At 31.1% G+C, this 22775-nt stretch carries 24 protein-coding genes and 1 pseudogene; 13 read left to right on the forward strand and 12 right to left on the reverse strand.

The window, feature by feature from the left end:
* Positions 1-2: 2 nt before the first annotated feature.
* Positions 3-323, reverse strand: coding sequence for an antibiotic biosynthesis monooxygenase family protein (locus tag D6200_RS06325; protein WP_073184818.1), 321 nt, complete (start codon positions 321-323; stop codon positions 3-5).
* Positions 320-820 carry a GNAT family N-acetyltransferase gene (locus tag D6200_RS06330; protein ID WP_073184816.1) on the reverse strand — a complete coding sequence of 167 codons (501 nt, stop codon included), beginning with the start codon at positions 818-820 and terminating at the stop codon, positions 320-322. The genes D6200_RS06325 and D6200_RS06330 overlap by 4 nt, the downstream gene beginning before the upstream one ends.
* 127 nt (positions 821-947) lie before the next feature.
* Here D6200_RS06330 and mtaB point away from each other — a divergent pair, with 127 nt between their 5' ends.
* Genes mtaB through D6200_RS06350 form a run of 4 tightly spaced genes read left to right on the forward strand, consistent with a single transcriptional unit; the run spans position 948 to position 4669 of the window.
* Positions 948-2282 carry a tRNA (N(6)-L-threonylcarbamoyladenosine(37)-C(2))-methylthiotransferase MtaB gene (mtaB, locus tag D6200_RS06335; RefSeq protein WP_073184814.1) on the forward strand — a complete coding sequence of 445 codons (1335 nt, stop codon included), beginning with the start codon at positions 948-950 and terminating at the stop codon, positions 2280-2282.
* Positions 2283-2318: 36 nt separating this feature from the next.
* Positions 2319-3065 (forward strand): DUF6438 domain-containing protein, encoded by a 747-nt coding sequence (locus D6200_RS06340; protein ID WP_073184812.1) that lies wholly within the window; start codon positions 2319-2321, stop codon positions 3063-3065.
* On the forward strand, positions 3065-3730 hold the full coding sequence (locus D6200_RS06345) for an alpha/beta hydrolase (RefSeq protein ID WP_073184810.1): 666 nt from the start codon (positions 3065-3067) through the stop codon (positions 3728-3730). The genes D6200_RS06340 and D6200_RS06345 overlap by 1 nt, the downstream gene beginning before the upstream one ends.
* Positions 3731-3766: 36 nt before the next feature.
* Complete coding sequence (locus tag D6200_RS06350; protein ID WP_073184808.1) at positions 3767-4669, forward strand: lytic transglycosylase domain-containing protein; 903 nt, start codon at positions 3767-3769, stop codon at positions 4667-4669.
* 260 nt (positions 4670-4929) lie between these two features.
* Here the strand turns inward: D6200_RS06350 and folE are convergent, their stop codons facing one another.
* From folE to nadC, 7 genes are all read right to left on the reverse strand, one after another.
* Positions 4930-5622 (reverse strand): GTP cyclohydrolase I FolE, encoded by a 693-nt coding sequence (folE, locus tag D6200_RS06355; RefSeq protein WP_073184806.1) that lies wholly within the window; start codon positions 5620-5622, stop codon positions 4930-4932.
* A gap of 47 nt (positions 5623-5669) precedes the next feature.
* Positions 5670-7355, reverse strand: coding sequence for a histidine--tRNA ligase (gene hisS / locus D6200_RS06360; RefSeq protein ID WP_073184803.1), 1686 nt, complete (start codon positions 7353-7355; stop codon positions 5670-5672).
* Between the two features lie 124 nt (positions 7356-7479).
* The gene (locus D6200_RS06365; protein ID WP_047790482.1) at positions 7480-8415 is read right to left on the reverse strand and encodes a YihY/virulence factor BrkB family protein; all 936 of its coding nucleotides are present in this window, start codon (positions 8413-8415) and stop codon (positions 7480-7482) included.
* A 137-nt stretch (positions 8416-8552) separates the two neighbouring features.
* Complete coding sequence (locus tag D6200_RS06370) at positions 8553-8930, reverse strand: four helix bundle protein (protein WP_073184801.1); 378 nt, start codon at positions 8928-8930, stop codon at positions 8553-8555.
* Positions 8931-9033: 103 nt separating this feature from the next.
* Positions 9034-9603, reverse strand: coding sequence for a pentapeptide repeat-containing protein (locus D6200_RS06375; RefSeq protein WP_073184799.1), 570 nt, complete (start codon positions 9601-9603; stop codon positions 9034-9036).
* Positions 9604-11706 (reverse strand): M3 family metallopeptidase, encoded by a 2103-nt coding sequence (locus D6200_RS06380; RefSeq protein WP_073184797.1) that lies wholly within the window; start codon positions 11704-11706, stop codon positions 9604-9606.
* 84 nt (positions 11707-11790) lie between these two features.
* Entirely contained in the window at positions 11791-12651 is an 861-nt protein-coding gene (gene nadC / locus D6200_RS06385) for a carboxylating nicotinate-nucleotide diphosphorylase (protein WP_073184794.1), read from the reverse strand.
* A 625-nt stretch (positions 12652-13276) separates the two neighbouring features.
* Here nadC and D6200_RS06390 point away from each other — a divergent pair.
* From D6200_RS06390 to D6200_RS06440, 9 genes are all read left to right on the forward strand, one after another.
* On the forward strand, positions 13277-13504 hold the full coding sequence (locus tag D6200_RS06390) for a hypothetical protein (RefSeq protein WP_047790487.1): 228 nt from the start codon (positions 13277-13279) through the stop codon (positions 13502-13504).
* Between the two features lie 70 nt (positions 13505-13574).
* Positions 13575-15095, forward strand: coding sequence for a TlpA family protein disulfide reductase (locus D6200_RS06395; RefSeq protein WP_073184792.1), 1521 nt, complete (start codon positions 13575-13577; stop codon positions 15093-15095).
* A gap of 380 nt (positions 15096-15475) precedes the next feature.
* Complete coding sequence (locus D6200_RS06400; protein WP_073184790.1) at positions 15476-16063, forward strand: 2OG-Fe(II) oxygenase; 588 nt, start codon at positions 15476-15478, stop codon at positions 16061-16063.
* A 494-nt stretch (positions 16064-16557) separates the two neighbouring features.
* Positions 16558-17010, forward strand: a complete 453-nt coding sequence (locus D6200_RS06410; RefSeq protein ID WP_073184788.1) for a hypothetical protein — start codon at positions 16558-16560, stop codon at positions 17008-17010.
* Positions 17011-17213: 203 nt separating this feature from the next.
* Positions 17214-17672 carry a hypothetical protein gene (locus D6200_RS06415; RefSeq protein ID WP_125064383.1) on the forward strand — a complete coding sequence of 153 codons (459 nt, stop codon included), beginning with the start codon at positions 17214-17216 and terminating at the stop codon, positions 17670-17672.
* 225 nt (positions 17673-17897) lie between these two features.
* On the forward strand, positions 17898-18287 hold the full coding sequence (locus tag D6200_RS06420; RefSeq protein ID WP_073184783.1) for a hypothetical protein: 390 nt from the start codon (positions 17898-17900) through the stop codon (positions 18285-18287).
* A gap of 148 nt (positions 18288-18435) precedes the next feature.
* Complete coding sequence (locus tag D6200_RS06430) at positions 18436-19713, forward strand: hypothetical protein (protein ID WP_073184781.1); 1278 nt, start codon at positions 18436-18438, stop codon at positions 19711-19713.
* Positions 19714-19859: 146 nt separating this feature from the next.
* Positions 19860-20510 (forward strand): hypothetical protein, encoded by a 651-nt coding sequence (locus D6200_RS06435; protein ID WP_073184779.1) that lies wholly within the window; start codon positions 19860-19862, stop codon positions 20508-20510.
* A 145-nt stretch (positions 20511-20655) separates the two neighbouring features.
* Positions 20656-21153 (forward strand): hypothetical protein, encoded by a 498-nt coding sequence (locus tag D6200_RS06440; protein ID WP_073184776.1) that lies wholly within the window; start codon positions 20656-20658, stop codon positions 21151-21153.
* 56 nt (positions 21154-21209) lie between these two features.
* On the opposite strand, the pseudogene D6200_RS15425 reads toward D6200_RS06440, so the two are convergent.
* The 3 genes and pseudogenes from D6200_RS15425 to D6200_RS06455 form a co-directional block, all read right to left on the reverse strand.
* Positions 21210-21314, reverse strand: a pseudogene (locus tag D6200_RS15425) (IS110 family transposase); the annotation flags it as partial.
* A 53-nt stretch (positions 21315-21367) separates the two neighbouring features.
* Positions 21368-21925 carry a GNAT family N-acetyltransferase gene (locus tag D6200_RS06450; protein ID WP_240627209.1) on the reverse strand — a complete coding sequence of 186 codons (558 nt, stop codon included), beginning with the start codon at positions 21923-21925 and terminating at the stop codon, positions 21368-21370.
* Between the two features lie 6 nt (positions 21926-21931).
* Positions 21932-22762 carry a prohibitin family protein gene (locus D6200_RS06455; RefSeq protein ID WP_047790493.1) on the reverse strand — a complete coding sequence of 277 codons (831 nt, stop codon included), beginning with the start codon at positions 22760-22762 and terminating at the stop codon, positions 21932-21934.
* Between the last annotated feature and the right edge of the window lie 13 nt (positions 22763-22775).

The raw sequence follows: 22775 nt of genomic DNA on the forward strand, positions 1-22775 counted from the left end.
ACCTATCCTTTTTCAAAACCATACTCTCGTTCTACTTTACATATACGTAGTTGATATTTTTTATACCACCTTTCTCTTCCTTTATTTCTAGCTTCAGTATGCTCTACATTATTTCTCCATTTTACAATAGCATCCAAACTTTCCCAATAAGAAACCGTAATGCCTACATTGCTCCTTGTCGACTCAACACCTAAATACCCATCTTGTTCTTTAGCTAAATTGTCCATTTTTTCAGCCATCTCATAATATCCTTCTGTATCATCTGAAAGAGTTGTCGTGAAAATTACTGCGTAATATGGAGGTTTTAAATTATCTACTATCATAAAATTAGTTCATATTTTGTTTCTGGTAGACCAATATCATCACTTATAAATTTCTCTACCGCAACAAAGTTGAATCGTTCTAATATTTTAGCGGAAGCAACATTTTCATCCACCACACACCCTATAAGTTTTTTCATTCCAATAGATTTACAGTACTGTATTAATCCTTCACAAAGTTCAGTTGCAAAACCATTTCCCCAGTATCGTTCTATAAACCGATATCCTATTTCATCATTTCCTTCTTCATCTTTTACCAAAGCAACCGTGCCTACAAAATTATTGTCTGACTTACGTTCTATGGCATATATCCAAAAATCATTTTCTTTATTAGTGTATCGTGCTATAAGCTGTTCTAAATCCTCTTTACTTTCTTCTAAATCTTTAGGTTCCCCAGTGGCGTATTGCAATACTTTCGGATTGCTTTCTAGCTCATAAAAAGGTTCTATATCAACAACTTGAAGCTTTCGAATAAGTAATCTTTTCGTTTCAAAAATCATGAATATTATCGTACTTTTGCAAACCCAAAACTGCTTTAAGCAGTCGTAGATTAAATAAACTATACGAACTTCTAAAAAATTAAAGACTTGTACAAGGCTTTTGTTTTTTATTTAGGATAGAGAAAAGATGAATGTAGATAAGAAAGTAGCTTTTTACACCTTAGGTTGTAAATTAAATTTTTCAGAAACCTCAACCATTGCCAGAAACTTTGTTAATGAAGGGTTTGAGCGTGTTGAGTTTGAAGAGGAAGCAGATATATATGTAATTAATACTTGTTCGGTAACAGACAATGCTGATAAGCGCTTTAAAAGCATTGTAAAATCTGCCTTAAAGAAAAATGAAGAGGCTTTTGTTATTGGTGTAGGATGTTATGCGCAATTAAAACCTGAAGAATTAGCTGCTGTTGATGGTGTAGATTTAGTATTGGGTGCTACGGAAAAGTTTAATGTAACTAGCTATATTAACGACTTAACCAAAAATGACATTGGTGAAGTACATTCTTGTGAAATTGAAGATGCCGATTTTTATGTAGGTTCGTATTCTATTGGAGATCGTACCCGTGCTTTCTTAAAAGTGCAAGATGGTTGTGACTACAAATGTACTTACTGTACGATACCGTTAGCACGTGGAATTTCTCGAAGTGATACGTTAGAAAACGTATTGAAAAATGCCAAAGAAATTTCTGAAAAAGGGATTAAAGAAATTGTTTTAACAGGAGTAAATATTGGTGACTACGGAAAAGGTGAATTCGGTAATAAAAAACACGAACATACCTTTTTAGAGTTGGTACAAGCTCTTGATAAAGTAGAAGGAATTAACCGTTTACGAATCTCTTCAATTGAACCTAACTTATTAAAAGATGAAACAATTGATTTTGTTTCCAACTCAAATACGTTTGTTCCTCATTTTCACATTCCTCTACAATCAGGAAGTGACACACTTTTAAAGAAAATGAAGCGTCGCTATTTACGTAAAGTATATACTGATAGAGTTGCAAAAATTAAGGAAGTAATGCCTAACGCTTGTATTGGTGTAGATGTTATTGTTGGGTTCCCTGGTGAAACAGATGAATTGTTTTTAGAAACCTATAACTATTTAGCTGATTTAGATATTTCTTACTTACACGTTTTCACGTATTCTGAAAGACCAAATACTGAAGCTAACGAAATGGATGGTGTGGTTCCAAAGAAAACACGTGCAAAACGAAGTAAAATGCTGCGTGGATTATCTGTTAAAAAACGTAGAGCTTTTTATGAAAGTCAGTTAAGTAACACGTTAACTGTTTTATTTGAAAGTGAGAACAAAGAAGGGTATATCCACGGGTTTACAGAAAACTATGTAAAGGTTAAAGCTCCTTGGAATCCTGAATTAGTGAATACATTACATACAGTTACGTTAACAAAAATTGATGAAGATGGTTTAGTTCGTTTTGATTTTGTAGATACTGAAGTTATTGCTTAACTTGTCAACTAGTTCACTCAATCAAAAAAACTACCTATGAAGTATTTATTATACTCTTTTTTAGCCTTAGGAATCTCTTGTGGTATTCCTAAAAAAGGTTCTGAAACCAAATTAACAGAGCCAACTGAAAAAGTAATAATTGCTAAAGAAGAAGCTACTAAACCTATGGCTTCTCAAAATCAACTGATTGTTGTTCTTAAAAACGCTAAAAGTATTGATGATGTAAAATCACTTATAAAAAATAGCGGTTTAACTTGGAGTAAAATGGCTTATGAAACAGGTGCTTCAAAAATAGGTATTGTTGAAGTTCCAGAAGGGAAACGTGATTTTTGGATTGATAAATTACAAGAAAGTGGTGAGTTCAGATTGATTGATGCCAACACCGATGAAAAATTAACTAACATTATTTCCGAAGAAAAAAACAATCTTTTAAGAATTACTAAAACTCAATGTTTTGGTGACTGTCCAGTATATACTGTTTCCATTGATAAAGAAGGAAACGTTGTTTACAACGGAGTAGAATATGTACTTGTAAAAGGTATTCAGAAATTTACGCTTTCTGAAAAACAACTACAGGAGTTAAACGAAAAACTTACTAAAAAGGATTTTAAAAATTTTAAAGACGCTTATAACAATCCTAGAATACCTGATTTATCTAGCACTTACATAGTTCATGATGGAAAACAAATTTTAATTCGTTTATGGAAAGATATTCCTGATGAACTTATTGATATACATGAATATATAGATGGTATTTTATTAGACAAAAAGTTTATTGAATAATGCCTAAAACTCACTTATATTTTGTTCCTGGTTTAGCTGCCAATACCAAAATATTTGAGCGTATTTCTTTACCAGAAGAACATTTTGAATTACACTTTTTAGATTGGATGCTTCCAACATCTATCGATGAAAGTATTGAAGAATATGCCGAACGATTATGTGCTAAAATCCAACATAAAAACCCTATCTTAATTGGGGTCTCTTTTGGGGGAATTATCGTACAAGAGATGAGTAAAATTATTGATTGTAAAAAAATAATTATAATTTCTAGCGTTAAAAACAATAAAGAGTTTCCCAAACGTTTTAAATTAGTACAAGTAACAAAAGCCTATAAACTTTTCCCTTCAAAAGTTATTTCAAATATTGAAAGTTACGAACGCTACTTTTTTAATGATTATTTAAAAAAACGAGCTGAGCTATATAAAATATATTTATCCATAAGAGATAAAAAGTATTTGCAATGGGCTATATACAACGTATTACATTGGAAGCAAGAAAAATCAATTCCTGGAATAGTACATATTCATGGAAAAAAAGACGAGGTTTTTCCTATAAAGTATATCAAAAACGCAATTGAAGTTGAAAATGGTACACATGTGATGATACTGACCAAGTCAAAAACTATTTCTGAAATATTAAAAAAGGAATGTTTTTTGATGGATTAATACCATTACACAACTTGACAAAAACTAAAAGAACAAATGAACAAATCAATCCGTTTCTTATCTATCTTAACTATAGTATTTGTTGGAATTTTATTTACCAATACTATAAGTAAATCAAACGAACCTACCATTAAAAATGTGGCAGAAAGCTATGAGGTTAAGGCTTTAAAACTACCTAACGATTTAAATTTAGCTGGAGAACGAGTTCCTATTGAAAAACCCGACATTAAAGAACGAATGGATCGCGAGCTTTTAGTAAACACCTATTGGCAGTCTAATGGATTGTTATTAATAAAACGTGCTAATAAATACTTTCCTATTTTAGAACCTCTACTAGAAAAATATGGCTTACCTGACGATTTTAAGTTTTTAGCCTTGGCTGAAAGTGGATTTATTGATGAAACATCACATGTAGGAGCTGCTGGTATGTGGCATTTTATGAAACAAACAGGAAGAGAATATGGATTAGAAATTAATAGTAATGTTGATGAACGTTACCATATTGAAAAATCTACTAAAGTAGCTGCTGAATATTTAAAGAAATCAAAAGAGCGTTTCGGTTCTTGGACACTTGCGGCAGCAGCTTACAATGCAGGCAACTACGGTATTTCAAAAAGATTAGATGCTCAAGGTGTAACCAGTTATTATGATGCTTTATTACCTGATGAGACTGAACGATATGTATTCAGAATTTTAGCCTTAAAAGAAATCATCTCAAATCCAGAAAAATACGGTTTCACATTCGATAAAGAAGATTTGTACACGTTACCTGAAACTTACACTGTAAAAGTAGATACAGCCATTACTGATATTGCTTTGTTTGCTAAAAAGTTTGGTACTACCTATAAAGATTTAAAACTACACAACTCTTGGTTGAGAGAAAACAAATTAAATAATAAGAGTAGAAAATTATACGAAATTAAAATTCCTGTTCAGTAATGAGTAAAGTAATGCCCTATTTTTATCTTGTTTTTGGTTTGGTAATACTATTTGATGGTGTTACTCAATTTTTAGAAAACAAAGAGATATACAAGTTGCTTTTCTCTTGGACAACGACGGATAAATATTTTTACTTAGGTATAAAAATTATCTTTAGTTTATTCTTCTTTTTTACTGGATATAAGAGGTTTAAAGCAAAAGCATAAAACAAAAAAGCGCATTCTTTCGAATGCGCTTTTTGTTTATTTACTATTTATTTTCTATTGAAAATCGGTGTTTAATTTTATGTAATCTAAGAATTCACGCTTGGTTTCTTTGTTTTTAAATGCTCCACCAAACTCAGCAGTTACTGTACTACTTTCAATATCTTTAATACCACGTGAGTTAACACATAAATGTTTAGCATCTATAACACAGGCAACATCTTGCGTTCCTAATGCTTCTTGCATTGCTTGTACTACTTGCATTGTTAAACGCTCTTGTACTTGCGGACGCTTAGCATAATACTCTACAATACGATTCATCTTAGATAAACCGATTACTTTACCATTTGAAATATACGCCACATGTGCTCTACCAATAATTGGTAATAAATGATGCTCACATGTTGAATATACAATAATGTTTTTTTCAACTAACATTTCACCGTACTTGTACGTATTGTCAAATGTAGAAGGCTCTGGTTTGTTTTCAGGATTTAATCCCATAAACAACTCATTCACGAAAGCTTTAGCTACTCTTTTAGGAGTACCTTGCATACTATCGTCTGTTAAATCCATTCCTAAGGTTTCAAGAATTTCTCTAACGCTCTCTTGAATTTTTTCAATTTTTTCCTTGTCAGAAATATCGAAAGCATCTGCACGTAAAGGCGTTTTAGCCGATGTACCAATGTGGTTCTCTCCTATTTCATCTATGCTATCGTCATTCATTTTGTTGTTGTTCACTTCAAACATTTCTATCTAAAATTAGTAGGGCGCAAATTTACAACATTGTTGGTAATTTACTGCACTTTATTTATCAATTCGTCTAAAGAACAAGTAGTTTGCTCTCCTGTCGACATATTTTTAACAACAAGCGTACCATTTTCAACGGTTGTCACTACAAACTCAATTTCTCTATTTGTAGCGTATTTCCATTGCTTCTTTTGCTGATTGTTACTGCTTGCCACATCTGGATACATTTCTGACTTGATATTATTTTGTCTTAATGTTTTTATGGCTTTTATTTTATCTAAACTCTCGTTTTCGTCAAAGTTTAAGAACAATACTTTAGGTTTTGGTAATTCTACTGCTTCAAACAGTCCTAATTCTTCCATCACCAAGTAAATTCTATCCAACCCGAAAGATATTCCTACTCCAGAAACATCTTTTAAACCGAAAATACCTGTCAAGTCGTCATAACGACCTCCACCTCCGATAGAACCCATTTTTACACCTTCTGGAGCGGCTACTTCATAAATAGCTCCTGTATAATAGTTCAATCCTCTAGCTAAGGTTACATCTAATTCTAAACTAGCTGAATCTAGCCCGATGCTTTCTACATTATCAACCACAGTTCTTACATCAGCTACACCTTGTAATCCTTCTTCCGATTCTTGTAACATAGCCTCTAAAGAAGCTAACTTATCTTGATTACTTCCTGAAAAGTTAAATAACGGATCAACTTTTTCAATGGCTTCAGCAGAAATTCCTTTCTCCAACATCTCCTTAACCACACCGTCTTTTCCTATTTTATCTAACTTATCTAAAGCAACTGTAAAATCAATCAGTTTGTCTGATGCTCCAATTACCTCAGCAATTCCAGACAAGATTTTTCGGTTATTGATTTTGATAGTCGTACCATTTAATCCTAACTTACTAAAAACTGTATCATATAATTGAACGAATTCAACTTCTTGCCATAATGAAGTACTTCCTACCACATCGGCATCACATTGATAAAACTCACGGAAACGTCCTTTTTGAGGTCTATCTGCTCTCCAAACTGGTTGAATTTGGTAACGTTTAAACGGAAACGTAATTTCGTTTTGGTGTTGTACTACGTAACGTGCAAACGGTACTGTTAAGTCGTAACGTAAGGCTTTATCAGAAATTAAACTTGTATCCTTATTTATAACTTTCTTAATATAAAAATCAAAAATATTTGAGTCAAAGAAAACATTGCTTTTAATTCCTTTTTCTATATCATCAATTATTATTATTGCTAAAACTTCATTTTTTTCTTTAAAAAAGTTTTTAAAATCATTCTTGAGATTCTTAAAAAGTTTATTATTGTTAAAACTTGTAGTAGTTTCATTTAAAGAATCTGACAAATATCTTTTAATATCCTCTTTTTTACTCTCTTCAGTTGTTAATTTCCATACTTCACCATTCTCTTTTATTACTCTTACACGTTTAACGACTTTCTTTAGAATTCCTTTTAAAGTACTTTGAAAAAATTCAAAACTATTAAAGTCTGTTTTTACCTTACTTAAATAATCACCAGAATTCAAGATTTTAAAAATCAATCTATCCCCTTCTTCTCCATACTTCCCCATTAATGTAGAAGAGTTTTCAAAACTTGGCGTTTCAATAGGTTGAAATCCGAAATTTTCAAACGAATGTTTTATCGTATTAAAAATATAGTTTCTCTTTGCTACTTCTGTTGATGAAAAATCTCTTGTTCCTTTTGGGATTCCTGGTTTCATTTTTTTTTGTTAATTATGAATTATGAATTTTTAATTATGAATTTATTGATAATTCGTAATTATTAATTCGTAATTTGATTTGCGTTTTAGCCTGCAAATATCCGAAAAATTATGAAGAAAAATGTTATTTAGCTCTCGCTTTATTTTTGCGTTTTAAACGGTAAATTGTAGCGTTTAGCTCAAAGCCTAAGAGAAGAATAATTGCGTTTAACCACACAAAAAGCATTAAGATTAACAGCGTACCAATTGAACCGTATAGCTGATTGTATTGCGCAAACTTTACTACATAAATTCCAAATAAGTAAAAAGTAAACATAGATACTACGGTAGTTAAAATAGCACCTGGTGAAAAGAATTTTACTTCTTTCCCTTGTTTAGTTCCGTATCTAAAAAGTAGCGATACAATGGTAAAAATCATTACTAAAAACAAGAAACCTCTTCCGTAGTAAAACAAATCTAAATCTCCTGTGTTTAGCCATCCTATTTTATGGATTCTTGTTAGCGCTATTTGATAAAAAATAATCAATGTTACCGTTACAATTAAGAAGAAAGACATGAGTAATGATACCGCTAAGGAAACAAAATAAGCTCTAAAAACGCTTCTCATTTCTGTTACATGGTAAGAATATTCAAATCCACCAAATATGGCGTTTACACCATTTGTCATTAAAAAAATAGAGGCTAAAAAACCGAATGATAACAATCCTCCGTACTGATTGTTAATAATATCTTTTATCACAAAATCTACCGCTTCAAAGGTTTTTGGTGGTAACGCCTCTTGCATTAATGAGAGTAGTCCGTCTTGGAACCCATCAATTGGGATGTATGGGATGAGTGTTAAAATGAATAATAAGAATGGAAAGATTGCCATAAAGAAACTAAAAGCAATACCTCCTGCCCTTGTTGTTAATGCTCCTTTTACAATACCGATAACATACATTTCGAGTACATCATACAAAGACATTCCTTCTAACCCCGGAATTTTAATTTTCTTTCCAAAGGCTACGAGCCAGTTTATTACTGGAATTTTCTCAAGGCTTTCTTCTATCTGTTTAGTCATTTTCTTTTTAGTTGCAAAGTGTTTCTAGTTTCAGAGATTCTAAGATGCAAAGTGTCATTGGTTCCTGAGGTTTAAAGATGCTAAGTTTTTTTAGTTTCAAAGTTGAATAGTGTTACTGTATCAAAGTTGCATAGTTTTTATCGTTTTTCCTTTAACTTTCTTATTAAACTTGATAGCATTCTTTCTATCTCTCTTGATTCCTCATAAAGTCTGTCAAAAGATTCTTTTGAAATATACTCTAAGTTTGAAGAAATTTCAAGTTGCGTTTGTAATTCAAACAACGAAGCTATTCCAATATTTAAAAACCGAATAAAATCTCCTAAACTTTGTCTTCCAAACCCTTCAGAAATATTACTTGGTACTGAAACTGCGCTTCTTCTCATTTGTGAAGTTAGTCCAAAAACTTCTTCCTTAGGAAAATTATTAGATATTTTATAAACCTCTGTTACAAAACCCATCGATTTTTGCCAAACCAATAAATCTCTGAATGTTTTTATACGTGTTTTCTCTTTCATTTTATACTTTTCTTTTTCACTTTGCTTCTATAACTCTTAGAAACTTTGCCTCTTTCTAACTTTACTTCTCAGCATCTTTGCTACTTCAATAACCCCAACCACATTACTCCACCACAATATCATATTTATATAACAATCCTACAATATTCTCATTGGAAAATTTAGCTTTTTTAATACTATTATTTTCAGGGTCGATCGCAAAATTAGTGGCAGTTGTAAGATCTGCTTTTTCTAAATTCGTCTGATCAAAAATTGCTCCTTTTAAATCACAATCTTTAAAGAGACTTCTACTTAGGTCAGCTTCAACAAAATCTACTTCTTGCAAATTACAACTTATAAATTTTGTAGTAGGAATTTTTAATTGGTAAAAAGAAGATAAGTTTAATTGGCAGTTGTGAAAGCTCATTTCTAGCAAAAAGTTGTTGCATTCATTAAACTTTACCCCAACCATTTTACAGTTTTCAAAAGTGCAATCTTTAAAAAAAGTGTTATTTACCACTGTATTACTAAAATTACAGTTGATAAACTCACACTCTAAAAATTCAATATTTGAAGCATGTACGTTCTCGAAATTGCAATTCTCGAACGTACAGCTGTCATATTCTCCTTTGTTGATTTTTGTTAGTGTAAAATCAACTTTTGTAAATGTTTCGTTGTCAAAGAAATCATTCATTTATTGTAATCCTCTCGCTTTTAACATTGGTTCAGCTTGTGGATCTCTTCCTGCAAAAACTTTATACATTTCTGCATAGTCCATCGTGTTTCCTTTCGATAAGATTTGCTCTCTAAACTTCTGACCGTTTTCTCTAGTTAACAATCCGTTGTTTTTAAACCAATCATAGGCATCGTGACTTAACATTTCTGTCCATAAATACGAGTAGTATCCTGCACCATATCCTCCGCTAAAAATGTGTGCGAAATATGTTGAACGGTATCTTGGTGGCACCTCATCAATCTTCAATTTCATTTTAGCTAATGCTTCTTCTTCAAATTTAGCTACATCTTCAATGTTTGTATCTGCTGATATGGTGTGCCATTGCATATCTAAATTAGAAGATGCTAAGTTTTCAATAATTGAATATCCTTGATTGAACGTTCCTGCATTCTTAATTTTTTGTAATAACGCATCTGGTATCACTTCTCCTGTTTTATAATGTAAAGCATAGTTATTTAATACCTCTGGATGTGTTGCCCAGTTTTCATTGAACTGCGATGGAAATTCTACAAAGTCTCTTGCAGTACTTGTTCCTGAAATTGATGCATATTTTTGATTTCCGAATAAACCGTGTAACGCATGTCCGAACTCATGGAAGGTAGTTTCTACATTATCAAAGCTGATTAATGCTGGTTCTCCTTCTGCTGGTTTAGGGTAGTTACAAACATTGTAAATTACTGGTTTTTGTCCTCTTATTTTCGATTGTTTTACAAAAGCTCCCATCCACGCACCACCGCGTTTACTGTCTCTTGCAAAGAAGTCTCCGTAGAACAATCCTAACTTGCTTCCGTCTTCTTCAAAGATTTCATACACTACTACATCTGGGTGATAGGTAGGAATATCGGTACGCTTTTTAAAGGTGATTCCGTATAATTTTGTAGCCGCATAAAACACACCTTTTTCTAATACGTTGGTTAACTCAAAGTATGGTTTTACCTCGTCTTCATTTAAGTTGTATTTAGACTTACGTACTTTTTCAGCAAAATGATTCCAATCGTATGGAGCTAAGGTAAAATCGTTTCCTTCTTTATTGATTTCTGCTTGAATTTCTTTCGTTTCAGCAGCTACTTTTGATAACGACCCTGGAATTAATCCGTTGAACATTTCAAATACTTTATCTGGTGTAGATGCCATTGTTCCTTGTAAACTCCAGCTTGCAAAGTTGTCAAAACCTAAGATTTGCGCTTTCTTAGCACGTAACGAAGCCATCTTTTTTACTAAGTCGCTTGTGTTATACTCACCTGCATCAGTTCTGTGAATTGATTTTTCGAACAATTGTTTACGAACTTCTCTATTTTCTAAAGTTTGTAATAAAGGTTGTTGTGTAGTGTTAATCAGTTGGATTTCGTACTTACCGTCTTTTTCTAAACCTTTAATTGTTTCTTCTGAAAGTCCTTTTAACTGTTCTTTATCGGTAACTGTTAACCCTCCTTTTTTACTCGCGTCTAGTAACTTTTTTCCGAAGTCATTAGATAAGCTTGCTAATTCTGCATTGATTTCTTTTAACTCGTTTTTCTTTTCTTCAGATAAGTTAGCTCCTGCTTTTACAAACTTTTTATATTGTTCTTTTACCAAGTGTTTAGACTCAGCATCCAATTCTAGATTCTCTAAATTATCATGTACTGCTTTTATTTTTTCAAACAACTTGGTGTTTAATAAAATTTCATCGTTGTGTTTAGAAAACTTAGGTGCTAATTCTTTTTGATTGTCTTTAATCGTATCGTTTGTATGTGCTCCTGCTAATGCATAAAAAACAGCCGTAGCATTGTCTAACGTTTTGCTACTTTCTTCAAGTGCAGCAATGGTATTTTCAAATGTTGGTGCTTCTGTGTTTGCTATAATTTTAGCTATTTCTTCATTTTGAACTTCCATACCTTTTAAAATTGCAGGCATAAAGTGTTCGTTCTTTATTTTAGTAAAATCTGGTGCTCCAAAGTCTAAAGAACTTTTTACTAATAATGGATTTTCTACCATGTTTGAAGTGGTTTCTTTTTTAGTTTGCTCTGTTTTACACGACATAGCTACTACTAGCGTTGCTATGAGTAATAGTTGTTTTTTCATGAGTTTTGGTCTTTATTATTCAAACAAAGTGAACGTAATTACCTGTTAAGATTACTTCGTTTCACTCGTAATGACGATTCTTAATTAATCAACAGCTTTTAAGCTTAAATCCATATTGTATACCGAATGTGTTAAGGCTCCAGACGAAATAAAATCAACCCCACACTCTGCGTATTCTCTAATGGTTTTTTCATTGATTCCTCCAGAAGATTCTGTTAAACATTGCTCTCCTATCATAGCTACCGCCTTACGGGTATCTTCATAGTTAAAGTTGTCTATCAAAATTCTGTACACACCTTCGTTTTGTAAAATCTCTTCGATTTCTTCTAGGCTACGTGCTTCTACAATTATTTTAATATCCAATCCTTTTTCTGCTAAGTACTTTTTGGTTTTGGTAATTGCTTGTGTAATTCCGCCAGCAAAATCGATGTGATTGTCTTTAATCATTACCATATCGTATAAAGCAAATCGGTGGTTTTCTCCGCCTCCTATTTTTACCGCCCATTTTTCCAAAGCACGAATTCCTGGTGTTGTTTTACGGGTATCTAACACCTTGGTTTTGGTTCCTTCTAACAAATTGGCAAAAAACTTAGTTTTGGTTGCAATAGCACTCATACGTTGCATTGCGTTTAGTACCAAACGTTCTGCCATTAAAATAGACTGTGATTTTCCTGATACATAAAAAACAATATCTCCGTACTTTACGGGTGAACCATCATTAATCAACGTTTCAACTTTTAAATCGGCATCTACATAGTTAAACACCATTTTAGCAAATTCTACTCCCGCTATTATACCTTCGTCTTTTACTAATAGTTTTGCTTTTCCTGTTGCATCGGCAGGGATGCATGATAATGATGTATGGTCTCCATCTCCTATATCTTCTCTAATAGCATTTGCTATAATTAAATCTAACTCTTTATTAAATTGTTCTTGTGAAATCATAGTATTGAATTGTTGAGGTAAAAATACAATTATTTTTAGTTCTCTGTTTTGAGTTTACTGCTTATTGTTGTGTAATTTTTACCGTTTCTTTACTAACAAAATTCTAAACCTGTTACAGGTTGTTTTTCACTTTCTACTACTTTGTGTGTATGGTATGTGTTTAGTTTATTTTTAGCGTATTATCTTACACTTTTTACATCGTACATTTTGATGAAATTTTGTTAATTCGAGTGAATTTTATGATTGAAATGAGTAAAATTTGTGTCGAGAATAAGAGTTATAACACTTAAATTAGTTCTCGATACTACTTTTGTTTTTTTATAATTTTAAAACATACATTAACGTCTGCAAATTAAGTACCCCTTTCCAACAACACGTTAAAAAACTAATAATCAAACATTAAAAACAAACACATAAGGAAAAACCTTACTTTTTTTACGGTTTTTTTTAAAAAAAAAATATTTTTATAAGATACCTTTGAAAAGATTTTTCCTTTACGGATTCCACTCTTTTAAAAAACACAATTGATTTTAAACTTTTAATTATAATATCATTTCGCGAAGGATAGACACAAAGGTGAGTGTCTTTAATAGTTCACCCAAAAAATAATTTATAAAATTTTATTATGCTAAACAAAATTGTTAATCTAAATGGAGTTACAATACTTAACAGGAAAGAACTTCACAGTATTGCTGGTTCAACTTGTAGAATTGCAGTAAGAAATGAAGATGGTTCTTTTAGACATTGGTCTGCAAAAGTTTATTCGGTAGAAGAAGCCCAATCTGCTTATCAACTTCAGCAAGAGTATAACGATGGTAGCTATGCTTCTGGGTATTGTTGTGCCTCTTGCTAAAAAGAACACAGTTTAAACTAATTTAAAGGAAAGGTTAAAAAAACCTTTCCTTTAATAATTAAAATTAAAAATGACGCTGATAAAACCTATTTCACTTGTGCTTTTTACTTTATTATTCTTCTCTTGTACCAGTAAAAAAAATAATGAAACTCCTAAACCTTTAAATGAATTAATTGTTTGCATAGAAAACTATTCTAATAATCAAATTGCATTAAGAAAAGAATCTAGTTATCAAAACATTGATAAAAGTCTCTATACATCAAAAAAGAAGATAGATACTATTAATATAAAATTAAATAAAGGTGAATTTATTTATTTAAGTCATAAAAAAATTGTTCCCGATACTCTCTTTTTAGGTAAAGGTGACAGCATAAAGATTAAAGCTTATGAAGACAGAATAGAATATATTGTTAACTCCTACAACCAAAATAACAAGCGATTTAAAGAAGTTTCACAAAAATTAAAGCAAGATAGCATCTATCAAAGCTTCAAAAAACAAATAGATTCCTTAACTAATATCTTTTATTCTATAAACCACAATAAAAGGCCGATGATTGGTAATAATGATTATCAAAAATTTGTTAGCTATCCTGTAAAAGTAAACAGAGGTATATATCCTTCTAAACATGAAGAAGAAAAAATTCTTTTTAAACTATTGAACAAACTTTACTTGTATAAAATTGATTTTTTTAAAAAACAAGAGCTACCTAATGATTTAAAAGAGCATTTAAGATATAAGTCTTTAATAGAATATAACAATAAATTAAAATTATTCTATCGTTATTTCAAATCAAAAGCTGCTAAAGGCAAACTCAATTCAACCATTTTTATAAACGACAGCCTTCTTTTAAACCCCTATTCCAAAACATTAATGCTTTCTTTCTTAAGAAAGAATGTAATTAAATCTAAACCTACCTATACTCGCTCAAGACAATACATTAACTATGTAGAGGCTTTTGATAATGCTCCTTTATATTTTAATGACTCACTTACAAAATATGCTCGGTTTTTAAGTATTGAAGCTATGATTAATTTTGGAGAATCTTTTAATGTTACTAGATCAAAATTTAATGAATTTAAAAACAAATACCAAGATGACAGATTAAATACTATTCTGGAAGACAAGTATTTACTTGATATTGATATATTTGAAAATATTAAGAATGATGTAAAACTTATAAATCATAATCAAGAAATAAGTTCTTTGAATGATTTAATAAAAAACAACAACGGTAATTACATATTTATCGATTTTTGGGCTAGTTGGTGTTTCCCATGTAGGGAATCTATGCCGGACTATCAAAAGGTGATACATAAATTTTCAAAAGAAAAAATCACTTTCCTTTACCTTTCTATTGACAAAAATAAAGACAGCTGGTTGAGCGCTGTAAAAACTGAAAATATGGAAAGTTATCAGCATAGTTATATGGTGCTAAATCAAGAGAGTGCAAACTTTTTAAAATCAATTAAACTGGTTAATATTCCAAGATATATACTTCTTGATAAACAAGGAAAAATCCTTCATGAAAATGCTCCTGGTCCTAAAGGTGATGAATTAACTGTTTTTTTGAATAAATACCTAAGTAAGTAATATTAAACCTAAACATATAAAAGTAAAAACCGAACATTTTAGTTCGGTTTTTTTAATAACTAAATATCAAAACCTTGCATGCATTATTCTTAAGGAAAAGAACTATAGCCTTTAAATTAGTTCTCAATAGTTCTACTGAGCGAAGTCGATGTATGATTTTCGTCCCTCAAAATCACTCGAACTGACAGTTTTCCATATTTCTGTCTCTAAAAGCATCAACTGGTTGGACACTCTTGATTTATTTTTTTGCTTTTACGACTGTTTTTTACTCCTTCTTGTTTGTTTTTTATATTTTGCTATCTAAATACTAACTGAATTTTAAAACTTACGTGTTGTAAAGATTAAGAAATCTTCTTTCAACTTATAACTACTCTTATATCATGGCTATAAACTATCCTTTTGGTCTTCCGTTAAAACATAATTTTGCTGAGTTTGTACACTACAACGGTTTATTTCTTCCGCATGAAACTGATAGAATTTTGAATTTATGGAGTGAGAATCAAAAAATTAAGGCTACGCTTAGCGGATCTGACACTTATGATGATGAGCTTAGAAAAAGCGATGTAATGTTTATTGAAAATACGCCTGAAACTGAATGGATTTACAACCGACTGGCGGGGTTGGCTATTCAGTGTAATAACGAACGATATTGGTTTGATTTGTTAGGTTTTCATAACAATTTGCAATTGGCTAGTTATACTGAGGGTGACTTTTTTGATTGGCATTTGGATTTTGGTGCGGGTGAAATTTCTGATAGAAAACTGAGTATTTCCATGCAATTATCTGACCCTGATGAGTATGAGGGCGGTGATTTACAGTTTATGCTGAATCAAAAAATTGTAAATGCTCCTAGAGAGAAAGGTACAATCATTGTTTTTCCTTCTTTTATGATGCATCGTGTTACTCCTATTACTAAAGGGATTCGTAAGTCTATTGTGGGTTGGGTTGCGGGGCCTCCGTACAGGTAGTGGTTACTCGCTAGTTGTTAGTTTTTAGTTATTAGTCCTTAGTTGTTAAGAATTCGTGATTTATTTCTATATAAAAGTTCTTACGATGTTGCGGCAGTTGCCTTTCATAAAAAGGTCTGCGCCGTAGTGTTAACGGAGTATGCCGTGATATCAGCGACCCGCGCCGTGGTGTCAACGGAGCATGCCGTGATATTAGCGACCCGTGCAACCTTTAATGACTCTTAAAACATCTTTTATTCCCTAAATAGCTGAGTTTATGGGATTCCGTAAGAGTTTATAAATACTTTGTTTGTATTAGGTTCGCAAGAATTGTAAAAGCAATTAGCTTTTATAATTAATTAACAAATAACAATAACTTTACTTTTAATAAAGTGTTGGTTTTGATATATTTGACAGTGTATAAAAAAATCTATACTTTATGATATCCCATGTTTTTATCGGGATAAAAGAACTAAAACTTGGTATATAACGAGTTAGCTACAAGCTGAATAAAAATGAGAAAGTTAATATTTTTAGTATTTCTGACTTTAATAAGTTGCTCAATAAAAACTGAATTCTTTATTTATAACACAAGTGATGAATTAGTAACAATTGAATATAAATTTCATGAGGAAACTATATTCGGAGGGTTTGTTTCTAATCCAGTAATTATGGAATCAAATTGGCTATCAAAACTCAAAGAAATTGAAAGTTCAGAATTAAGTGTTGATTTTGACAAGAATATAGTTACTTGTATATTGAAAAAAGGACAAGCTATAAAATTGGGATGGATAGGTAATTATAGCCCAAAATCTGATTTCAAAAGACAAGAATTATCTGAAAACCTAAAAGAACTGAGAATTATTCGTAACGGAAAAGACACGAGAATAATCAAGGAAAGAGACAATGTTGCTGATTTATTTAAACGTGTGAATTCAAGAAGATATGAAATGAAAATAATTAAATAAGGCCAGTAGCTAACAAAGCGTATAATTAATTTCGGCTGAATTTCCTCGGCGGAAATTCAATCTTATTAATTATCTTTCCGCTACAACGGAAAAGAACTCGCGTCCTTTTCCCGCAAAAAATCATACACAAATACGTTAGCGGTAATTACAAAATGAAAGAAGAAAAGAAAATAATTTGTGAGGTTTTGAAAAATTCAATTACAATGATTGATTACTTCTACGAAATTATTTCTGATGGTTACAATCCTGCGAAATTAGACTTTAAGTTCAACTTAGATTCTCAAATATCGGAAGAAGAAATATTTATTTATGATTCACCTAATTGGATAGGCACAGAAGAGTTTTTCAAAAGTTCAATTTTACCGACAAAGAGAAAAGTAGAAAATCCAGTAAAATATTTGACTGAACTTATAGATTGGAACAAAAAACATATTGAATCATTTAACTCATTTCCAGATATATTTTTAACAAAATATCGCAATGCTGAATTTAATGAAATGCTTCAAATGATTTCTAATCAGACAAATCAATTAGTAGAAGATTGGAATACAGAATCTTTCGAATATATTATTGACACAAAAGACGGTAGTTACAGGAAATTTTTATTAATCAATGATAAATCTAAATCAATATTGTTCGAATTTGGAAATTATATACATTAAAAATACCGCTAACACGGTGTATAAAACATAGCTAATAAATTCTAAACCGAAAGGTTTGTGTTTATTTACAAAGACCGCCAAATTTTTAATTTGGCTTTTAGAATAGAAAAATTAAAAACAAAATATAAAAATTCGGCTCTGTGTTAACCCGAAAAGTTAGTGTCTTTTTACACGCTACGTTTCATACACAAGTCCGTTGTGTACAATATCCACTCAAACCTGAAAATGAAAAAAACGCTGATTTTAATATTGACTTTTTTACCTCTGACTTTACTCGGACAGCATTTAAAATGTTGTGAAACAGAAAAAGAAGTGGAATCATATCTGAGCGGAAAATGGAAAATAAAAAATTCGGACTCTAAAACTGTCTATCACTATTGGTTTGAGAACGGAAAAGGAAATTTAGAAGATTTTGAACCAGTAGAAAACGGAGAAGAAGTAATTGTTGAAGACGACCACTCATTCGTAGAAATAGTAAAATATGAGAACGGATTTAAACTCAAATACACTTATTTATATGGAAATTGGATTTCGGAATTAAAATACTTGAATTCTAAAAAACTGATTTTAATAACAGACGGTAAAGAAACTGAATATTATAAAATTGAGGAATAAAAATACTGTACACAACACCGGCTATAGTTCATTGCTTCTGACTTTCCTTTCGGAAAGTCCTCGCAAATTTGCTATTTTCGGTTCACGGCGGAAAATCCTCGCGGATTTTCACGCAACGAAACCATAGCCAAACACGTTGGGCATAATTATGACCAAACCAAGAAACATTAATATAAAACAAAATACAGCCTATTACAATTTCGAACTTTTACGAGAGTTGGACTATGTAATTGGTGGTTATGGTAAAGCGACTCAAGAATTTGTTTTCAACTTCAATAACTTTGTCGAATCATTTATTCTAAATGAAAATTTTTTATTATCTAATCAAGAGTGGAATCATCATTTTTTAACTACAAAAGCTACGTTTCCAAAAGGCAGACCAATGACAGAGTTAGTTATAACTCATAAAAACGGAATGCAAATTATGGGATTTCCATTTTACGCTGAAATGGGAAAAGTTTTATACGCAGAAGATGTTCCATCATCAATAGACAAAAAAGGCGAATCCGAATTATATGTAGACTTTCAAGAAAAAAACAAAGAATACTTAAACGAAAAATATTTTAAACCAAAAAAGTTTGAAGATTTTGAAACGAAGTATCTAGTTTTGATGTCTGACTATTCAACAAGTCAAAAAGCTGATTCGAAAAGATTTGTAGTGATTGAAAGCAATACTACACCAACAGAATTGCTATCTGGACTTTATAAGGCTTTACCTAATACTAACTTTCAAACAACTATTCCCTTAACTGGATTTAAGGCTCAATTAGAAATAAACAAAGGTCTTGGAGTTTCTAAATCAACAATAGAAACTTTAAAAAAATTACACGATATTAAAATCGAAGAATTAGTCAAATTTAGTGGTTATAGAAAAATTCCTATTCCACCTTTAGTTCCAATTCTTCTCTCACAGTGTAATACTATTGATGATATACCTGACAAACTATTACAATTAAGAAATGATTATCAAGAATTGAGACATTCATTTTTAAATTACGAGAAAAATATTTCTGAAGCGAAAAACCTAAAAGAGCAATTTAAGATTAATAAAGAATATACAGAGTTTTGGGAAGCATTTAGTAGAAAAAATAAAATCAATACTAATAGACTAATGTTTCATTTCTGGGATTTAGGTAAAGAATCAAAAATCATAGATTCAATAGAAAATGTAGTCGATTCTGGAAGCTTTGACGATTTTATTGGAGACTTAAGCTTCACTAAATTAGGGGCAAAAGGAATTGGCAAAATAATGGAGTATTTCAAAGATAGAAAAGTTCTAAACCGATATAAAGGAATTACAAATTTATGGGACTTATTTCAAAAATCACCTACTTTAGAAAATCAAGTAAAAGATTTAGAACGAATTTTTGGAATTAAAGTGGATATCAATGCTTTGAACAGAATAGCAAAAACTGTGAACAAATAACTATACCCAACACAGTATAAAAAAAATTGCTAGTTTTAGCTAAACCAAAGTTAGTTGCTCGTTTGCTAGCTTCTGATTTTCCTTCGGAAAATCCTCGCACACAAACACGCAACTTTCCTTATACACAAACGTTGTAAAACATTTAAATGAAGACTTGGACAACTAAAGATTTACTGTATAAAACTTTTGAATTTAGAGAAATGGTTCCTAATTCAAATGAATGGAATGAAAGTTCTCTGAAATATAATGAACCGAGATTGATTCGTTTCAGGAGACTGAATGCCTTACTAAAAGCATTTGGCCTTACTAGAACGAAAAAACAGAAAAATAGTTTATGGACGATGCTCAGCGGTAATAAAATAGCTAAAGAAGATGAATTGACCAAAAGTGAAATAATACCTTTTTTGCGTGGAGATTTCATTCTCAAAAGAGAATCAATAAAATATCCGAGAGTTCAAGAATTGATAGAAAAAGGAAAATCATCCGAGTCGGATCCTTTTAACGAACCAAGAGATGTTTATACATTCTACAATCATCTGATGAAATATAGAATTGAAATTGATAATGTTCTTAGACACAATAGTGTAGTTTTAGAAGCAAGTAGTTTAGGGTTTCGCTCTGCAATTACCCTAACAGCTGAATTGAACAATGATTTATATAAAAAAGCAGTAAAAATTGACGAGTTATTATTTGAAATTATAAATCCAAATGACCTCTCATTTGACGAAGAAACCTTGATTAAAGAATATGGCTTTCCTAAAGAAAATTTAAATGCTATTGATGTGGATAATTATTAAAAAACGTTTTACAACAATTTGTATAATTCATTGCTAGCTCTAGCTTACTTACGAAAATCCTCGCGGTCTTTCTATTTGTGATTTATTTGCTAACTTTAGTGCTTAAAACACGTAGCTAATCTTATACAAACACGTTATAAAACATATGAAAAGAACAGTATTATTGACATTAATATTTTTCCCTCTGATTTTAATTGGGCAAAATTCAGAGAGTTATTTTCCGATTGAAATTGGAAAAGAAAAAAAACTGACTTGGTATAAAGATAAATACCTGGAATCTTTTACAGACTCAACAGAACTAGGTGGAAAAAAATATTATTTGTATTCTCAAAAATTTAAAAATAACTTAATGGAGATGAAAATCCGAATTAGTAACGATACTGTATATCATTGGAATGATGTTAAGAAAAAACATCAAGTATTTTTCGGAGTAAACCCAAAAGTTGGACAAACAATTGGCAACGGAACAATTAAAAAAGTTGGAGCAAAACTAAAAACACCGAAAGGAAAACTTAAAGATTTATTAGTAATCGAAATGAATTATTCGAACGGAATGTCTGATATAAGATATTACCAAAAAGGACTTGGACTCGTCGCTGTGAAAAATAATAAAGGATTAATATCTTATCATATTCCTGATTAAAAAATACGTTTTACAACAAAGAACTGAGGTAAAAAACAAGTAAATTTTATACTTTTTTAAACCAACGTACTTTTATAATTTTCATCATAAGGCAAACCACTTTTTACTATTGCAAAAGCCTGTTTTAGTAGCTTATTACACACCGCTATTAAAGCAAGTTTTTACCTAAAAAATAATAGATAGAAATATCACTAATAACTTAGTATAATTTAGTTCACCCATCGTTCTTTAATTTGCTATACACCTCTAAGTCTGTAAAAACATTTCCTGTTAGTAGCTCTCCATCTCTTTCAACTCCTTCCAATTTAAAGCCTAACCGCTTAGGTATGTTTTTACTAGGCGTATTTCCTACAGCACATTTTATTTGAATTCTATTCATTTGTAATTTCGTAAAGGCAAAATTGCATAACTCATTTACTGATTTTGTCATAATACCTTTACCTTGTTCCTTTTCAGAAAGCCAATAACCTATTTCTGTTTTTTTATTAAGAATGTCTGTATCTTTTAGACCAATCAGCCCTATAAACTCGTCTTGTTTTCTAATTGTAAAAGTATATTCTAACTTTTCTTCAGGAACATTAACGACCGAGTTTACAAAGCTTTCGGTATCCTTTAATTCTTTCGTGTAGGCTACAAATGGCAGCCATTTACCTAAGTAGGTTCTTTCTTTATTAATTATTCTGAAAATATCAGCGGCATCATGCAACTCAAGCTCTTTTAACTCTATACCAGAACCTACTTTTAAAATCCTTTTTTCTTTTTTATAAATCACAAAAAACTACTGATTCCCTAAAATAATTGGCATTCCACTTTTACCAGAACCAATAATAACAACTTTGCTGTTAGTAGAATTAGCTAACCTGTTTGTAGCTTCAATACCTTTATCTTGTAAAATTTTATCGGTTAATGATGCACTTAAAATTCTATTGGCGTCAGCTTTACCTTTTGCTTCAATAATTTGCTTTTCTGCTTCTTTTTGAGCTGTTACTAATCTAAACTCATATTCTAAAGACTCTTGCTCTTGTTTTAATTTTCGTTCAATTGCTTCTTTAATAGTTGATGGCAAGGTTACATCTCTAACTAAAATTTCATTTAACTGAACATACTGTTTTTCTAATATTTTTTTTGTCTCTATAAATATTTCATCTTGAATAGCATCTCTTTTACTAGAATATAACTGTTCTGGTGTATAACGACCAACTACACTACGCGCTGCTGAACGAATTGCTGGCTGAATTACACGTTGTAAATAATTTTCACCTAGCGTTTGATGTAAGTTTCCTAAATCTTTATAAACTGGTTGATACCAAGCCGAGGCATCTATTTGAATTTCTAATCCGTTAGATGACAACACTTTCATTTTTTCAAAAAGCTCTTGCTGTCTTACTTCATATACATGTACTTTATTCCAAGGAGCAACTACATGAAAACCTTCTCCTAATGGTGGCTCATCTGTTACAACTCCTCCTCCAAACGTTTTATACAACACTCCTGCTTCTCCTGAATTGATTGTTACCGTAGATTTTGCTATGAAAATTATCAAAACTATGGCTACAGGAATTAACAATCCAAATTTCGGAAACTTTAACTCTACTTGATTTCTTGTCATTTTTATATGTTTT

This window comes from Tenacibaculum mesophilum, assembly GCF_003867075.1.
Classification (GTDB): Bacteria; Bacteroidota; Bacteroidia; order Flavobacteriales; family Flavobacteriaceae; genus Polaribacter; species Polaribacter mesophilus.

Coding starts and splice junctions, on each gene's coding strand:
- D6200_RS06395 (WP_073184792.1), top strand. CDS start 13,575: ATGACGCTGATAAAACCTATTTCACTTGTGCTTTTTACTTTATTATTC.
- D6200_RS06325 (WP_073184818.1), bottom strand. CDS start 323: ATGATAGTAGATAATTTAAAACCTCCATATTACGCAGTAATTTTCACG.
- D6200_RS06430 (WP_073184781.1), top strand. CDS start 18,436: ATGACCAAACCAAGAAACATTAATATAAAACAAAATACAGCCTATTAC.
- D6200_RS06455 (WP_047790493.1), bottom strand. CDS start 22,762: ATGACAAGAAATCAAGTAGAGTTAAAGTTTCCGAAATTTGGATTGTTA.
- D6200_RS06440 (WP_073184776.1), top strand. CDS start 20,656: ATGAAAAGAACAGTATTATTGACATTAATATTTTTCCCTCTGATTTTA.
- D6200_RS06380 (WP_073184797.1), bottom strand. CDS start 11,706: ATGAAAAAACAACTATTACTCATAGCAACGCTAGTAGTAGCTATGTCG.
- nadC (WP_073184794.1), bottom strand. CDS start 12,651: ATGATTTCACAAGAACAATTTAATAAAGAGTTAGATTTAATTATAGCA.
- D6200_RS06435 (WP_073184779.1), top strand. CDS start 19,860: ATGAAGACTTGGACAACTAAAGATTTACTGTATAAAACTTTTGAATTT.
- hisS (WP_073184803.1), bottom strand. CDS start 7,355: ATGAAACCAGGAATCCCAAAAGGAACAAGAGATTTTTCATCAACAGAA.
- D6200_RS06375 (WP_073184799.1), bottom strand. CDS start 9,603: ATGAATGATTTCTTTGACAACGAAACATTTACAAAAGTTGATTTTACA.
- D6200_RS06350 (WP_073184808.1), top strand. CDS start 3,767: ATGAACAAATCAATCCGTTTCTTATCTATCTTAACTATAGTATTTGTT.
- D6200_RS06330 (WP_073184816.1), bottom strand. CDS start 820: ATGATTTTTGAAACGAAAAGATTACTTATTCGAAAGCTTCAAGTTGTT.
- D6200_RS06370 (WP_073184801.1), bottom strand. CDS start 8,930: ATGAAAGAGAAAACACGTATAAAAACATTCAGAGATTTATTGGTTTGG.
- D6200_RS06390 (WP_047790487.1), top strand. CDS start 13,277: ATGCTAAACAAAATTGTTAATCTAAATGGAGTTACAATACTTAACAGG.
- folE (WP_073184806.1), bottom strand. CDS start 5,622: ATGTTTGAAGTGAACAACAACAAAATGAATGACGATAGCATAGATGAA.
- D6200_RS06410 (WP_073184788.1), top strand. CDS start 16,558: ATGAGAAAGTTAATATTTTTAGTATTTCTGACTTTAATAAGTTGCTCA.
- D6200_RS06365 (WP_047790482.1), bottom strand. CDS start 8,415: ATGACTAAACAGATAGAAGAAAGCCTTGAGAAAATTCCAGTAATAAAC.
- D6200_RS06415 (WP_125064383.1), top strand. CDS start 17,214: ATGATTGATTACTTCTACGAAATTATTTCTGATGGTTACAATCCTGCG.
- D6200_RS06340 (WP_073184812.1), top strand. CDS start 2,319: ATGAAGTATTTATTATACTCTTTTTTAGCCTTAGGAATCTCTTGTGGT.
- D6200_RS06345 (WP_073184810.1), top strand. CDS start 3,065: ATGCCTAAAACTCACTTATATTTTGTTCCTGGTTTAGCTGCCAATACC.
- D6200_RS06400 (WP_073184790.1), top strand. CDS start 15,476: ATGGCTATAAACTATCCTTTTGGTCTTCCGTTAAAACATAATTTTGCT.
- D6200_RS06420 (WP_073184783.1), top strand. CDS start 17,898: ATGAAAAAAACGCTGATTTTAATATTGACTTTTTTACCTCTGACTTTA.
- mtaB (WP_073184814.1), top strand. CDS start 948: ATGAATGTAGATAAGAAAGTAGCTTTTTACACCTTAGGTTGTAAATTA.